This is a genomic window from Agrobacterium sp. RAC06 (assembly GCF_001713475.1).
Taxonomy (GTDB): domain Bacteria; phylum Pseudomonadota; class Alphaproteobacteria; order Rhizobiales; family Rhizobiaceae; genus Allorhizobium.
In genome coordinates, this window is sequence record NZ_CP016499.1 from 410,428 (window position 1) to 424,306 (window position 13,879).

Consider the following 13,879-nt stretch of genomic DNA (forward strand, 5'->3'; position numbering starts at 1 on the left):
TATGGTGATCGTTGATGAAGACCGAGACAACATATCCCACCCTGATCGTCTATCCGCGCCGGGGCTTTGCCGTCCTCTGGGCGGCGACATCCGCAATCGTCATGTCCGTGGCCTTCGGCGGATTGCTGGCCAGCCTGCTCGGGAGCGGTTGGGCCAGTCCCATGGTGCTGGTCTATCTCGCGCTCCTGGCGCTTTCACTCTTCGGTCTTCGAAGGGGCTGGCAAGGGATTGCAGGGTCGATGCGGCCCCTTGTCGAGCTCAACAACGAAGAGCTGATCGACTATCGCACCGATCGGCGGATCGCCTGGGCATCCATGGTCGAACTGGCGCAGCGGCGCGTCGAAGGGCGCTGGGTGATCGATATCGACCATCTTGACGAGGATGAACCCGAGCGGCTGGAGACCTATGCGCTCCCGCTTTCGGGCTATCACATGACCGGCCGCAGGCTCGGTGCGGAAATCCGCAAACGCTTCGACGAGGTCGATCAGGGCGAGGATCTTGCTGATCCAGAATTGGAAAACCCGGCCACGTTGCCGTGACCGGGTTCTGAATGCTCAAACCTTGGCTGCCAATCAGGCGGCCATGGCCTTCTTCAGGTTCTCGTCAACCTTGTCGAGGAAGGCTGTCGTGGAGAGCCACGGCTGGTCCGGACCGATGAGCAGGGCCAGGTCCTTGGTCATGAAGCCAGCCTCAACCGTGTCGATGCAGACCTTTTCCAGCGTCGTTGCGAAGTTGGCCAGCTCGGTGTTGTCGTCCAGCTTGGCGCGGTGGGCGAGGCCACGCGTCCAGGCGAAGATCGAGGCGATCGAGTTGGTCGAGGTTTCCTGACCCTTCTGATGCTGGCGGTAGTGGCGCGTGACCGTACCGTGGGCAGCTTCGGCTTCGACCGTGCGGCCATCGGGCGACAGCAGAACCGAGGTCATCAGACCGAGCGAGCCAAACCCTTGCGCAACCGTATCCGACTGTACGTCACCGTCGTAGTTCTTGCAGGCCCAGACGTAACCGCCGGACCACTTCAGAGCCGAGGCGACCATGTCGTCGATCAGGCGGTGTTCGTAGACGATGCCGATTTCCTCGAACTTCGCCTTGAACTCGGCCTGGTAGACTTCTTCGAAGATGTCCTTGAAGCGGCCGTCATAGGCCTTGAGGATGGTGTTCTTGGTCGACAGGTATACCGGCCACTTGCGCATCAGGCCGTACATCATCGAGGCGCGAGCGAATTCGCGGATCGATTCGTCGAGGTTGTACATCGCCATGGCAACGCCGGCGCCCGGTGCGTTGTAGACTTCCTTCTCGATCACTTCGCCGTCTTCACCGACGAACTTGATGGTCAGCTTGCCCTTGCCCGGGAACTTGAAGTCGGTCGCCTTGTACTGGTCGCCGAAGGCGTGACGGCCGACGACGATCGGCTTGGTCCAGCCGGGAACGAGGCGGGGGACGTTCTTGCAGATGATCGGCTCGCGGAAAATGACGCCGCCCAGGATGTTGCGGATAGTGCCGTTCGGGCTCTTCCACATTTCCTTGAGGTTGAATTCCTTGACGCGCTGCTCATCCGGGGTGATCGTTGCGCACTTGATGCCGACGCCGTGCTTCTTGATGGCGTGAGCGGCATCGATCGTCACCTGGTCGTTGGTGGCGTCGCGGTTCTCGACGGACAGGTCGTAGTATTCAATGTCGAGATCCAGGTAGGGCAGGATCAGCTTGTCCTTGATGAACTGCCAGATGATGCGGGTCATCTCATCGCCGTCGAGATCGACGACCGGGTTGGCTACCTTGATCTTGGTCATGAATATCCTCACGAGTTTTTGCCTGACGCGCAGGCGCGGGGAGGGCGCTCTGCCGATGGCCTGCCTATAACATTCTCTCGTTACAAGGCAAACAGCAGAGGCCGCCTTCGGGGAAAATCTCGCTCAGACTTTTGGCGTGCGTTTTCGTCCCAAACTTGGTCCTGATGGCGCGCACGCTTTCAGTTAGAACGGCGGGAGAGAAAGCCTCGGGAGAGTTTTCATGAAGAGCACCTGGATCGTATTGCTGCTGATGCTGTCGTCGGGCACCGCAATGGCCGCGGATGTCACAGCGCCCGTCCGCGAAGTGGTGGAGGCGACCGCCCGGAATTGGGCCGAGGGCACCACTGGCCAGGAAGAGGAGGTCTTCTCGAAGGACCGGCTGTCTCGCGTGTTCAGCAAGGACTTCGCATCGGCCTTCGAGGCGGCTTCGAAGAACCCGCCCTATGACATTCCCGAAGGAGAGACCACGGGCTTCCCCTTCGACTATGACCCGATCGCGCAGGGACAGGATGGTTGCCCCTTTGAAGACATCAGGATCGAGGACGACGGCGACGGGCAGGTAACCGCACTGTTCGACAACCGCTCCTGTTTTGGTGGCGGCGATGCTCCGGATACCGTCCTGATCTTTCACGTTGTCGAGGAGGGCGGTCGCCCTGTCATCGACGACATCTATCCCGTCGAGAACGGGCAGTCCGGCAGTTCGATCAAGCAGGACCTGAAGCGGCAGGGTGGCCTGTGAACCGCCTCCGCTCCGTCGGCCTCACCGCCGTTGCCGCAATGGTGGGCTTAATTCCGGCAAAGACGGTCCTGGCAGCCGATCCGCTCGAACCGGTGCGGATCGTGATGAGCATCGCTGGATGGAAAGACAAGGATGCGCCCAAGGTGGAGGCGTCCGGCTATTTCGATGATCGCCTGCTCGCCACGATCTACAGCGCAAGCTTTGTCGACGTCTATCGTCTCGCCGAGAAGACGGACGCGTTGCAGGATGGCAGCGGCTACATGCTCGGCTATGACGTGGTCATTGGCGGTCAGGACAGTTGCGAATTGAAGGATGTCCGCATCGAGGCCCGGGCGGAGCGGGATGGGGTTACCCCCGTCGACGTCTATTTCGATGCCGTCTCCTGCTTCGGCCATGCGCCTGATCTCTCTCGACCACAGACGGTTTTCCATGTCGTCGAGGAGAACGGTCGCTACGTGATCGACAACCTGTGGAGCGATAGCGACCGCGAGGGTGCGCTCGAAAGCTCGGTCAAGGCGCAATTCGCTGCCATGACCAAGGCCTATCTCGATTTCCGGCTGACGGGATCTTGGCCCAAAGAGTAGGCCCTCCTCTTTGCCTGCGGGGCATTTTGTGCCAAGGGGTGCGCGAAATAGCTTTGAGGGAAACGTAATGGCAGGGACGAACAGCGAGCGCGTTCTGCTGGCCGAGGGGCCGGCAATCATTCTGGTGGAGCCGCAACTCGGCGAAAACATCGGCATGGTGGCGCGCGCCATGGCCAATTTTGGCCTGGTTGAGCTGCGTCTCGTCAATCCGCGTGACGGTTGGCCGTCCGATAAGGCCCGTGCCGCGGCCTCCAAGGCCGATCATGTCATCGATGGCACTGTCGTCTATGACACGCTTGAGGAGGCTATCGCAGACCTCAACTTCGTCTACGCGACGACTGCGCGCTACCGCGACGGCTTCAAGCCTGTCCGCTCACCGGTAACGGCGGCGGAGACGCTCCGAGCCAAGTTCCGCACCGGTGAGAAGACCGGCATCCTCTTCGGTCGCGAAAAGTCCGGCCTTTCGAACGAGGAAGTGGCGCTTGCCGACGAGATCGTCACCTTTCCCGTCAATCCTGCCTTCGCCTCGCTGAACATCGCCCAGGCCGTTCTGCTCATGTCCTACGAGTGGATGAAATCCGGCATGGAGGATGTGCATGGGGTGCCTTTTGACGCGCCGGAACAGCCGCCAGCGACCAAGGAGCAGGTCATCGGCCTGTTCGAACATCTGGAAGAAGCGCTCGATGCGCGCAACTACTTCCATCCGGTCCACAAAAAGGCCAGGATGATCGAGAACCTGCGAGCCGTGTTCAGCAGACGTGCTTTCACCGGTCCGGAGATCCATGTGGTCCGCGGTGTCATCAGTTCGCTCGACCGTTTTGCACGACCGGGCCAGAGACCGCCTGCGGGAAAGAGCGAGAGCGAGGCTGAGGCTCAGCATGACGACAGCCGGGACGCCTGATCTCAAGCCGATCCTGGTCTTCGATTCCGGGATTGGCGGTCTCACCGTCTTGCGCGAGGCGCGGCTGCTGATGCCGGAACGTGGCTTCATCTATGTCGCCGACGATGCCGGCTTTCCCTATGGTGGCTGGGAGGAAGAGCCACTCAAGGCGCGCATTGCCCTGCTGTTCGAAGAGCTTTTCGACCGCTACGATCCAGACGCCGTAATTGTCGCCTGCAATACGGCGTTCACGCTTGCCGGCGCCGATCTCAGGCATCGCTTCCCTGACATGCGCTTCATCGGTACGGTGCCGGCGATCAAACCTGCTGCGGAACGCACGCGATCCGGGCTTGTCTCGGTTCTGGCGACGCCGGGCACTGTCAAGCGGGCCTATACCCGCGATCTGATACAGTCTTTCGCCTCGCAATGCCATGTGCGGCTCGTCGGCTCCGAAAACCTCGCGCGCATGGCGGAAGCCTATATCCGCGGCGAAACCTTGGATGATGCGGATGTTCTGGCAGAAATCGCGCCGTGTTTCGTCGACAGGGAAGGCTTGCGGACAGACATCGTGGTGCTCGCCTGCACCCATTATCCTTTCCTCGCCAATGTCTTTCGCAGGCTTGCGCCCTGGCCGGTGGACTGGCTCGATCCGGCGGAAGCGATCGCGCGTCAGGCGCGGCGGCTTGTCCCGCTCGTCGACGGGGCCGAGCATCCCGATAATTTCGATTTTGCGGTCTTTACGTCCGGCAGCCAGGATTTCTCCACTCGGCGCCTGATGCAGGGCATGGGATTGGCCGTGAAGCCGCTCGACACGCCATTTTTCCGCTGATCTCCCTTTGGGACCTGAGGTGCGCCGTGTTACCTATGAGGCGTTGCCGGACGCTCAGCCGGTGTAGAGGAGCTTAGCCCCTTAGTTGTTTACTGAAATTGCGATTGTTCTCTTTCTGACCGTGCTCAACGGCGTTCTCGCCATGTCGGAGCTTGCGGTCGTTTCTGCCCGTCCTGCGCGCCTCAAGGTGCTTGCGGAACAGGGCAGCCGGGGAGCCGAAACGGCGCTCAAGCTTCAGAGTGACCCCGGTCGTTTTCTGTCCACTGTCCAGATCGGCATCACGCTCGTCGGCGTCCTGTCCGGCGCTTTCTCGGGCGCCACGCTCGGTGCGCGGCTTTCCGGCTGGCTGCAGTTGCAGGGGTTTTCAATTGTCGTCTCCGATGCGCTCGGCGTCGGTACGGTGGTCGTTCTCATCACCTATCTGTCGCTGATCGTCGGCGAACTGGTCCCGAAACAGGTCGCACTGCGCAACGCCGAAGGTGTCGCTGCACGTGTCGCCATCGCGATGTCGGTCCTCTCGAGGGTTGCTGCGCCGCTCGTCTGGCTGCTGGACGGGTCGGGCAAGCTTGTGCTTGCCCTTCTCGGACAGAGTGGTGCTGGAGGTGGCAAGGTGACGGATGAGGAAATCCGTACAGTGTTGGCCGAGGCCCACAGCGCCGGTGTCATCGAAACCAGTGAATCCGCCATGCTCTCTGGCGTCATGCGGCTCGCCGATCGGCAGGCACGTGGCCTGATGACGCCGCGTCGCGACGTGCAGATCCTCGATATCGGGGACACGGTGGAGGAAGTCCGCCTGAAACTACGCGAGATCCCCCATTCGCGCATCCCGGTGCGCAGTGGCGATTCCGACGAGATTGTCGGCGTGCTCTTCACCAGGAAACTGTACGAGCAGATTGCCGAAGGCGGCGCGCTCAATCTTCCAGACCTTATCAGCGAAGTGCCCGTGGTCTCTGATCTGGCAAAGGCGTCCGACATCATCGAATCCCTGCGCCGTACCGCTCTGCATATGGTCCTCGTCTATGACGAATACGGCCATTTCGAAGGCATCATCACCTCGGGCGACATTCTCGAAGCCATTACTGGTGCCTTCAGTCAGGACGAGACGGAAGAGCAGGCGATGGTGCAGCGCGAGGACGGCTCCTATCTGGTGGCCGGCTGGACCCCCGTCGACGAGTTCATCGACATCATCCGTGTGCCGATCGATCCGGATCCGGATTACACGACCGTTGCCGGCTTCGTACTGGACGAATTGAAGCGGATCCCCGAACTCGGCGAGAGTTTCGTCAAGGGCGACTGGCGTTTCGAGGTGATTGACCTCGATGGCCGCCGGATCGACAAGCTCCTCGTTTCCCGCGCCGTCGAGGTTTAAAGTCGACAGACGCCCTGCGACAATTTGTTGCATAAGTGCAACGGCGCGCCGCAAGTTCTGCAATCTCGAATTGCGCGCTTGCGGCGCTCTTTTTGGCGTGGCATGTTCCCAGCATCCGCAACACAAACAACAGGAGGCGACAGATGACTCAATTTTTCATGCGTATGCGCCTCTCTGGCGGATCGGTGTCACCGGCTTTCGTGGGATTTTCTGCGACCTGCCGCTACACCCGATGACTGTCTGATCAGTCATTTTCCCTGCCTTTTTCGGCGTTTTTCCACCATATGACGTGACTTGCCGCCTGCGCGTGTGAATGCGTTCGCGTGCCTGCATCACGTCGCTTTTCATCATCGAAAGGACCTGGGCGCATCCGCGTTTCCGGGACGGACAAGTCATGCACAAAAATCAATCCATAGTTGAATTGCCGCTGGCCGAGCGGATGGACGAACTTCTTGAGCGTTTCGGCTCCTGGCGGCTGTTGGCCGCTCTGGTCGGGGCGAGCTGGAGACGGCGGCAGATCCGCAATCTGGCGTCTCATCTGTCGCCCCAGCTGCGGCGCGACATCGGGCTCCCGGAAGAGGACGAGGCGTGGAGGAGACCGAGAAGCCTCGTCCTCTGGGATTTCCGTGTCTGAGGCAAGGAAGAACGGTTCAGGCGACTGAGCCGTTATTCCTTTTTTGCGGGCAAGAAGACCAGTCGACGCAGTGGTCTTCTTTCCAAACCGGTGCCGCTCGCTGACAGTTGGGATCCATGTGATTCCCTGCCATACCTCCCTCCGGTTCGTTGATGTCCCCCAAACTCACCATCATGGTAGCCTTCTTCTTGCAGCCGATTGCCTTTGGCAGCTGGCTGCCGCAGATCCCCGGCGTTCAGGAGCGGCTGTCGCTCGGCCCTGCCGAACTCGCCATGGCATTGCTCGGACTGCCTACCGGTATCCTCTTGATGCTGCCCTTTGCCGGGCAATTGGTTGGGCGTGTTGGTAGCCGCAACACGCTGATCTTCGGGTTTCCGGTGTTTCTGGCGCTCGTGCCGCTGCCTGTGGCTGCCCCCGGTCTCGCCTCGCTGTTCTTCCTGCTCGTGCTTCTCGGGATCGGCCTTTCGACGATCGAACTCGGGCTCAATGTCGAGGCGGATGTGATCGAAAAGCGCGGCACGGTGTCGATCATGAACCGTTGCCACGGTTTCTGGAGCCTCGGTATCATGATGGGTAGCCTCATCGGTGCCGGTTTCCTTGCGCTTCAGACATCGCCCTTCGTGGCGATCGGCCTGCTGTCGCTCGTCCTGATCCCGATTTCAGTGATGGTTTGTCGCGCACTACCCGTCCACGAGGCTCCCGTGACCGAAGCGCAGCCTCGCTCGTCGTGGCGGCGCCCAAGCCCCGGTATTCTCGGCATCAGTCTCTTCGTCTTTGGCATCACGATGACGGAAGGGGCGGTGGCCGACTGGTCCGCCGTCTACCTCAAGGATGTGTTCGCGACGTCCGGCATGGCAACCGGCATGGGTTACGTCGTCTTCGCCCTGATGGTCTCGGTCGGGCGATTTGTCGGTGATGGTGCAAAGGAGCGGTTCGGTTCGGTCATGCTTGCGCGGGTCTGCCTCGTATTCGCGCTTTCCGGTATGGTGGTCGTCGTCATGGCGCCGGTCACGCCGCTGGTATATCTGGGGCTCGCCTGCGTCGGGCTCGGCGTCTCAGTCGGGTTCCCGCTCGCGGTCACGGCGGCCGCCGATCTCGGCGACCGTCCGGCGGCCGAGAATGTTGCGATCTTGAGCTTCATTGCGCTTCTCGGCTTCCTGGTTGGGCCGCCAATGATCGGTTTCGTCGCCGAGGTGCTCGATCTGCGTAGCGGGCTTGCCACGCTGCTGCCGGCACTGCTACTCAGCATTCTGCTTGCAGGACTGTTGCGTCCGCGCCGGGGCGCCTGAGAACGCGCAGTTCCCTGTGGGTTTCGCGGATGCGCCCCACACGCAAGCGTGCAAGTCTGTTAGGGACTTGAGATCAACACATGATTTGAGGATGCCGTCATTGAAGGTCGGAATCGATATGGGAACGGTGCAGGGGGGACAGCCTGCCAAGCTCGATATCGAGGAGCTTCTCGCCACGCGCCTTTTGGTGCAGGGCAATTCGGGCTCGGGCAAGTCGCATCTGCTGCGCCGCCTGTTGGAGCAGTCTGCCCAGTGGGTGCAGCAGGTGATCATCGACCCCGAGGGTGACTTCGTCACGCTTTCCGACAAGTATGGCCATGTGGTCGTGGATGGCGAGCGCACTGAAGCCGAACTTGCCGGTATCGCCGACCGCATCCGCCGCCACCGTGTTTCCTGCGTGCTGACGCTGGAAGGTCTCGATGTTGAGCAGCAGATGCGCGCCGCCGGCGCCTTCCTGAACGGTCTCTTCGATGCCGATCGCGAATTCTGGTATCCGGTGCTGGTCGTCGTCGACGAAGCGCAGATGTTTGCGCCTGCCGTCGGCGGCGATGTCTCCGAAGACGCGCGCAAGATGTCGCTCGGCGCGATGACCAACCTGATGTGCCGTGGCCGTAAGCGTGGACTTGCGGGCGTGATCGCGACGCAGCGTCTGGCAAAGCTTGCGAAGAACGTTGCGGCCGAAGCCTCCAACTTCCTGATGGGGCGCACTTTCCTCGATATTGACATGGCGCGTGCAGCCGACCTGCTCGGCATGGACCGTCGCCAGGCGGAGATGTTCCGCGATCTGCAGCGCGGCAATTTCGTGGCGCTTGGTCCTGCCATGTCGCGTCGTCCGCTGCCGATCGTCATTGGGGCGGTAGAAACGTCGGCGCGTTCGTCATCGCCCATGCTGATGCCACTGCCGGATGCACTGCCGGATGTCGAAGACCTGATCTTCACGCCGGACCCGGAAGAGTTCACACGACCGATCGTGCGGCGTGCACCACCGGCGCCGCGTCCGACGACGGATATTCTGGCCGAACTCTCCCGCTCGACGCCGGCTTCACTGGCTCCCTCCTCGAGTGAGACGCCCAGCCGTGGCGCGGAAATGTCGGCCGAGGAGCGTGAGGACCGGCTATCCGCCGTGCTTGCCGAAATCCTCGGCGATCCGCAGGCCGCTTACCGGACCGACAGCGTGCTCTACCAGGAGTTCCTGGTGCGCGCCCGCATGCGCCGCGTGTCCGGCCCGCCCATGCCGATGGGAGAATTCCGCCGTCGTGTCGCAATCGCCCGTGCCGGTGTGGACGAGGAGACAGCGGCGAGCGAGGGCTGGCAGACGGCGCTGTCGCTGTCCGTCCGCGTTTCCGACGATTTGCAGGGCGTGTTCCTGCTGCTTGCCAAGGCGGCGCTTCGCAATGAGGAGTGCCCCTCGGACCAACGCATTGCGAGAGCCTACGGCACCCATTCGGCGCGCCGTGCCCGGCGTCTTCTCGGCTATTTCGAGGAGCAGGGGCTGGTCGTCGTGCACACCGACTTTTCCGGCAAGCGCATCGTCGCCTTCCCTGATCTCGAAGCCGAGACGCAGCCCGGCGATCCGAACCAGGTGGATGCCGAGGAGCGGACGCCATCGGCTGCCGAGTGAGAGCCTGGCGGCTCTTTACCGGGCGGCTTAGGCCGCCCGCTCTTCCCAGACTCGGACGAGAGCGACAATCGTCTCCACCGCCTTTTCCATGTCCTGAACGCTCACCCATTCGAGCGGTGAGTGATAGGCGTGGCCGCCGGTGTAGATGTTGGGGCAGGGCAGGCCCATGAAGGAGAGGCGCGAGCCGTCGGTGCCGCCACGAATGCTGTGGCGGACGGGTTCCAGTCCGACGCGGCGCACGGCTTCCTCGAGATTGTCCATGATCTCCGGATGGCGGTCGAGGACTTGCCGCATGTTGCGATACTGGTGCCTGACCGTGAGCGTGTGGTTCGAGCCCGGATAGGTTGCCATGACCTCCTGGGTGATCTTCTCCAGCAGCTCTTCCTTCTCTTTCAGGCCGACTTCAGTGAAATCTCTGACAATGAGCTGCAGTCTGGCGCTTTCCATGCTGCCGGAGATGTCGACCGGGTGGATGAAGCCCTGGCGTCCGTCGGTGGTCTCCGGTGCGATGTCACGCGGCAGGCGGGCGACGATGTCGCTTGCGGCTTTGATGGCGTTCTCCATCTTGCCCTTGGCATAGCCTGGATGCATGGCGACGCCGGTGATCTCGATCACGACACCATCGGCGGAAAAGGTCTCGTTTTCGATCTCGCCGACCGTCGAGCCATCGAGCGTATAGGCGAAGCGGGCGCCGAGCTTTTCAAGGTCGACCTTGTCGGCGCCGCGACCGATTTCCTCGTCCGTCGTGAAGAGGATCTTGATCGTGCCGTGCCTGATGTCGGGGTTGGCCATGAGATGAGCGGCTGCCGTCATGATCTCGGCCACACCTGCCTTGTCGTCCGCGCCGAGCAGCGTCGTGCCGTCGGTGGTGACGATGTCGTTGCCGATCTGGTTCTTCAACTGCGGATGGGAGGCGACACGGATCACCTGGCTGGTGTCGCCGGTCAGCGTGATGTCGCCGCCCTGGTAGTTGCGCACCAGCTGCGGCTTGACGTTCGTGCCCGTGAAGTCGGGCGCCGTGTCCATGTGGCTGCAGAAGCAGATGACAGGCACGTCCCTGGCCGTGTTGGACGGGATCGTCGCATAGACATTGCCGTGTTCGTCGAGATGGGCGTCGGTGAGACCAAGCGCCAGGAGTTCGGTGACCAAAACGCGCCCGAGATCCTTCTGCTTCTCCGTCGAGGGCTGGCTGTCGGAGGCCGGATCGGACTGGGTGTCGATGACGACATAGCGGAGGAAGCGGTCGAGAACGGTGTCGGTCATGGCAATGGCTTTCTTGGGGCTTCCTGTCGTCACTGGCTGGCTTTGGTTCCGAAGTGACGGTCGAACAGCGTGATCATTTCCTGCGTGCGAGCATTGGCGCTGTCAGCACCCAGAACCACGCCGATCAGGCGGCGGTCACCCTGGCTTGCCGATGTCACGATGTTGTAGCCCGAGGCATTGGTGAAGCCGGTCTTGATCCCTTCGGCGCCCGGATACTGCACCAGGAAGGCGTTGTGACCGCGAAATTTCATGCTGCGGAAGGTCATGCCGCGCGAGGCGAACAGCTTGTACTCTTCGGGGAAGTCCCGCAGCAGCGCCAGACCAAGACGCGCCATGTCGGTGGCGGTCGTCACCTGGCGGGTGTCGGGCAAGCCCGATGGATTGGTAAAGACGGTGCTGGTCATTCCCAGTTCGCGGGCTTTCGATGTCATCATCTGTCCGAAGGCTTCCTCCGAACCGGCAAGCGTTTCGGCAACGGCGGTCGCTGCGTCATTGGTCGAAAGCACGACCATGCCCATGACGGCTTCCTGCACGCTGATCGTGTTGCCGGCGCCGACTGCGAACTTGTAGGGCTCCTTGCCGTTTGCATTCTCGGACATAACGAGGCGCTCGGCCCACTTCAATCGTCCGGAATGCAAAGCCTCGAAGGTCAGATAGAGCGTCATCATCTTGGTCAGCGATGCCGGATAGAGAACCATATCGGCATTCTCAGCCTCGAGGATCGCACCGGTGCCAGCGTCGATGAGGATATGGGCATGGCCGGGTTTCTGGACTTCGGCCGCTGCCGGCGCAAACATCGAGAGCGTTACAGCGAAGGCGAGCAGGATACGGCGGGACAGGTCTGTCATCATCGAGGAAGAGACTTCTTTCATGGAGGATGGTATGGGGGATAGCGAACTTCTGTGCCTCTGTCAGCCTTTGCAGGCGCTATCGCCCGGTTTTCCGCCAGAGAATGGGCAGATGCTACAGTCACTCTTTCGTCACACACGCTCCTGATAACGTGTTGACATTTCTCACGCACCCCACTAATGACGCCCCAACGCCGGGCCGAAACGCCCGGTGTTTGTTTTGACATGTCCCGTGGTTTTCTCCGTTCGCTGACGTGAGAATCCTGTCGGAGCCTCGGAAACGGAGGCTCAGAGGAGGGCGTGTTTCCTTAAGCGGCTTGGTAACAAACCGCTGTAACCTGTTGAGAGGAAATACGGATGAGCAAGCGCGCATCTTCCAAGTACAAAATTGACCGCCGTATGGGCGAAAACATCTGGGGCCGTCCGAAGTCCCCGGTGAACCGCCGCGAATACGGCCCTGGCCAGCACGGCCAGCGCCGCAAGGGCAAGCTTTCCGACTTCGGCGTGCAGCTGCGCGCCAAGCAGAAGCTCAAGGGCTACTACGGCGATATCCGCGAGAAGCAGTTCCGCGCCACCTACGACGAAGCCAACCGTCGCAAGGGTGACACCGGCGAAAACCTGATCGGCCTGCTCGAGTCGCGTCTGGACGCCATCGTCTACCGCGCCAAGTTCGTACCGACGGTCTTTGCTGCCCGCCAGTTCGTCAACCACGGCCACGTCACTGTCAACGGCGTTCGCGTCAACATCGGTTCGTACCGCTGCAAGGCCGGCGACGTCATCGAAGTTCGCCAGAAGTCGAAGCAGATGGTCACTGTTCTGGAATCGGTATCGCTCGCTGAGCGTGACGTTCCTGACTACATCGAAGTCGACCACAACAAGATGGTTGCCACCTTCGTTCGCGTTCCTGGCCTTTCGGATGTTCCGTATGCGGTCATCATGGAGCCGAACCTGGTCGTCGAATTCTACTCGCGCTAATTGCTCGCGAGACGGATTTGTGGAAAGCCGCCCTTCGGGGCGGCTTTTTCTGTTTGCAGTGCAGCGTTCACCGGGAAAGATGACGGGGTACGAACGCGGGTAAGGGGAACGACATGGATCTGCAGCTGATCGCCGACGAGATTGTCAGTGCGCTCGAACCGCGCCTTGGCGAGGGCAAGGTGGCCGACTACATTCCCGAGCTCGCGCGTGTCGATCCGAAGCAGTTCGGGATCGCGATCACCACCGTCGACGGGAAAACCTTCAAGGCCGGCCATGCCGATACGGCCTTTTCGATCCAGAGCATTTCCAAGGTCTTCATGCTGACGCTGGCACTCGGCAAGGCGGGCGAATCGATCTGGAAGCGGGTGGGGCGCGAGCCGTCCGGCTCCTCTTTTAATTCCATCGTACAGCTCGAACACGAGCACGGCATCCCGCGTAATCCCTTCATCAATGCCGGTGCGATCGTTGTCACCGACATGGTGCTTGCGGGCCATGCACCGCGCGAGGCCATCGGCGAGTATCTGCGCTTCATGCGCTATCTCGCCGATGACGAGACACTGTCGATCGACGAGAAGGTGGCCCAGTCGGAGCAGCGCACCGGCTATCGCAACTTTGCGCTCGCCAATTTCATGCGCGGCTTCGGCAATCTGCAGCATCCGGTCGAGCACACGCTCGGGGTCTATTTCCACCAATGCGCGCTGGCGCTGTCCTGCGTCCAGCTTTCCCATGCAGGCTTGTTTCTCGCCAATCGCGGCACCAATCCGCTGAGCGGCTTTTCTGTCGTCTCGCCGAAGCGGGCGCGCCGCATCAACGCCTTGATGCTGATGTGCGGCCATTACGACGGCTCGGGCGATTTCGCCTATCATGTCGGTCTGCCGGGCAAGTCGGGCGTCGGCGGTGGCATCCTTGCCGTCGCTCCGGGCAAGGCGTCGATCGCCGTCTGGTCGCCCGGGCTGAACAAGGTCGGCAATTCGGCGCTCGGCTCGGCAGCGCTTGAAATGCTCGCCACCCGCACGGGCTGGTCCGTCTTCGGGACTTGATCTTGCCGGTCGCAAAGGGCA

Annotated in this window: 14 protein-coding genes; 10 read left to right on the top strand and 4 right to left on the bottom strand. The window is 61.5% G+C overall.

The annotated features are described in order from the left end of the window. Positions 1–14: 14 nt before the first annotated feature. On the top strand, positions 15–539 hold the full coding sequence (locus BSY240_RS01905) for a hypothetical protein (protein WP_069041233.1): 525 nt from the start codon (positions 15–17) through the stop codon (positions 537–539). A 33-nt stretch (positions 540–572) separates the two neighbouring features. On the opposite strand, the gene BSY240_RS01910 is transcribed toward BSY240_RS01905, so the two are convergent. Beyond that, positions 573–1,787 (bottom strand): NADP-dependent isocitrate dehydrogenase, encoded by a 1,215-nt coding sequence (locus BSY240_RS01910; protein ID WP_054149773.1) that lies wholly within the window; start codon positions 1,785–1,787, stop codon positions 573–575. 220 nt (positions 1,788–2,007) lie between these two features. On the opposite strand from BSY240_RS01910, the gene BSY240_RS01915 reads away from it, so the two are divergent. From BSY240_RS01915 to BSY240_RS01935, 5 genes are all read left to right on the top strand, one after another. Beyond that, on the top strand, positions 2,008–2,526 hold the full coding sequence (locus BSY240_RS01915; protein WP_069041234.1) for a hypothetical protein: 519 nt from the start codon (positions 2,008–2,010) through the stop codon (positions 2,524–2,526). Further along, positions 2,523–3,110 carry a hypothetical protein gene (locus BSY240_RS01920; protein WP_069041235.1) on the top strand — a complete coding sequence of 196 codons (588 nt, stop codon included), beginning with the start codon at positions 2,523–2,525 and terminating at the stop codon, positions 3,108–3,110. The genes BSY240_RS01915 and BSY240_RS01920 overlap by 4 nt, the downstream gene beginning before the upstream one ends. 67 nt (positions 3,111–3,177) lie before the next feature. Beyond that, a complete protein-coding gene (locus BSY240_RS01925) occupies positions 3,178–4,011 on the top strand; it encodes an RNA methyltransferase (RefSeq protein WP_069041236.1) in 834 nt (277 codons plus the stop codon). Beyond that, positions 3,989–4,819: a glutamate racemase gene (murI, locus tag BSY240_RS01930; RefSeq protein WP_069041237.1), complete on the top strand. Its 831-nt coding sequence runs from the start codon at positions 3,989–3,991 to the stop codon at positions 4,817–4,819. The genes BSY240_RS01925 and murI overlap by 23 nt, the downstream gene beginning before the upstream one ends. A 142-nt stretch (positions 4,820–4,961) precedes the next feature. Further along, entirely contained in the window at positions 4,962–6,188 is a 1,227-nt protein-coding gene (locus BSY240_RS01935) for a hemolysin family protein (RefSeq protein ID WP_069043786.1), read from the top strand. A gap of 244 nt (positions 6,189–6,432) precedes the next feature. Here BSY240_RS01935 and BSY240_RS24065 read toward each other — a convergent pair whose 3' ends face one another. Beyond that, on the bottom strand, positions 6,433–6,726 hold the full coding sequence (locus BSY240_RS24065; RefSeq protein WP_171901541.1) for a hypothetical protein: 294 nt from the start codon (positions 6,724–6,726) through the stop codon (positions 6,433–6,435). A gap of 248 nt (positions 6,727–6,974) precedes the next feature. Here BSY240_RS24065 and BSY240_RS01945 point away from each other — a divergent pair, with 248 nt between their 5' ends. Together BSY240_RS01945 and BSY240_RS01950 are read left to right on the top strand one after the other, a co-directional pair. Beyond that, a complete protein-coding gene (locus BSY240_RS01945; protein WP_069041239.1) occupies positions 6,975–8,111 on the top strand; it encodes an MFS transporter in 1,137 nt (378 codons plus the stop codon). A gap of 100 nt (positions 8,112–8,211) precedes the next feature. Continuing rightward, positions 8,212–9,732 carry an ATP-binding protein gene (locus BSY240_RS01950; RefSeq protein WP_069041240.1) on the top strand — a complete coding sequence of 507 codons (1,521 nt, stop codon included), beginning with the start codon at positions 8,212–8,214 and terminating at the stop codon, positions 9,730–9,732. Between the two features lie 27 nt (positions 9,733–9,759). Here the strand turns inward: BSY240_RS01950 and pepT are convergent, their stop codons facing one another. Both pepT and BSY240_RS01960 read right to left on the bottom strand, forming a co-directional pair. Then, positions 9,760–10,995 (bottom strand): peptidase T, encoded by a 1,236-nt coding sequence (gene pepT / locus BSY240_RS01955; RefSeq protein WP_054149765.1) that lies wholly within the window; start codon positions 10,993–10,995, stop codon positions 9,760–9,762. Positions 10,996–11,024: 29 nt separating this feature from the next. Beyond that, positions 11,025–11,846, bottom strand: a complete 822-nt coding sequence (locus tag BSY240_RS01960) for a D-alanyl-D-alanine carboxypeptidase family protein (RefSeq protein WP_069041241.1) — start codon at positions 11,844–11,846, stop codon at positions 11,025–11,027. A 354-nt stretch (positions 11,847–12,200) separates the two neighbouring features. On the opposite strand from BSY240_RS01960, the gene rpsD reads away from it, so the two are divergent. Both rpsD and BSY240_RS01970 read left to right on the top strand, forming a co-directional pair. Further along, positions 12,201–12,818: a 30S ribosomal protein S4 gene (gene rpsD / locus BSY240_RS01965; RefSeq protein ID WP_006726124.1), complete on the top strand. Its 618-nt coding sequence runs from the start codon at positions 12,201–12,203 to the stop codon at positions 12,816–12,818. A 113-nt stretch (positions 12,819–12,931) separates the two neighbouring features. Beyond that, positions 12,932–13,858 carry a glutaminase gene (locus BSY240_RS01970; RefSeq protein ID WP_069041242.1) on the top strand — a complete coding sequence of 309 codons (927 nt, stop codon included), beginning with the start codon at positions 12,932–12,934 and terminating at the stop codon, positions 13,856–13,858. The last annotated feature ends 21 nt before the right edge of the window (positions 13,859–13,879 follow it).

Excerpts from the sequence above, each read along its gene's own strand:
- BSY240_RS01905 (WP_069041233.1), top strand. The coding sequence starts at position 15 with ATGAAGACCGAGACAACATATCCCACCCTGATCGTCTATCCGCGCCGG.
- BSY240_RS01910 (WP_054149773.1), bottom strand. The coding sequence starts at position 1,787 with ATGACCAAGATCAAGGTAGCCAACCCGGTCGTCGATCTCGACGGCGAT.
- BSY240_RS01915 (WP_069041234.1), top strand. The coding sequence starts at position 2,008 with ATGAAGAGCACCTGGATCGTATTGCTGCTGATGCTGTCGTCGGGCACC.
- BSY240_RS01925 (WP_069041236.1), top strand. The coding sequence starts at position 3,178 with ATGGCAGGGACGAACAGCGAGCGCGTTCTGCTGGCCGAGGGGCCGGCA.
- murI (WP_069041237.1), top strand. The coding sequence starts at position 3,989 with ATGACGACAGCCGGGACGCCTGATCTCAAGCCGATCCTGGTCTTCGAT.
- BSY240_RS01935 (WP_069043786.1), top strand. The coding sequence starts at position 4,962 with ATGTCGGAGCTTGCGGTCGTTTCTGCCCGTCCTGCGCGCCTCAAGGTG.
- BSY240_RS24065 (WP_171901541.1), bottom strand. The coding sequence starts at position 6,726 with ATGAGACGCCAGATTGCGGATCTGCCGCCGTCTCCAGCTCGCCCCGAC.
- BSY240_RS01945 (WP_069041239.1), top strand. The coding sequence starts at position 6,975 with ATGTCCCCCAAACTCACCATCATGGTAGCCTTCTTCTTGCAGCCGATT.
- pepT (WP_054149765.1), bottom strand. The coding sequence starts at position 10,995 with ATGACCGACACCGTTCTCGACCGCTTCCTCCGCTATGTCGTCATCGAC.
- BSY240_RS01960 (WP_069041241.1), bottom strand. The coding sequence starts at position 11,846 with ATGATGACAGACCTGTCCCGCCGTATCCTGCTCGCCTTCGCTGTAACG.
- rpsD (WP_006726124.1), top strand. The coding sequence starts at position 12,201 with ATGAGCAAGCGCGCATCTTCCAAGTACAAAATTGACCGCCGTATGGGC.
- BSY240_RS01970 (WP_069041242.1), top strand. The coding sequence starts at position 12,932 with ATGGATCTGCAGCTGATCGCCGACGAGATTGTCAGTGCGCTCGAACCG.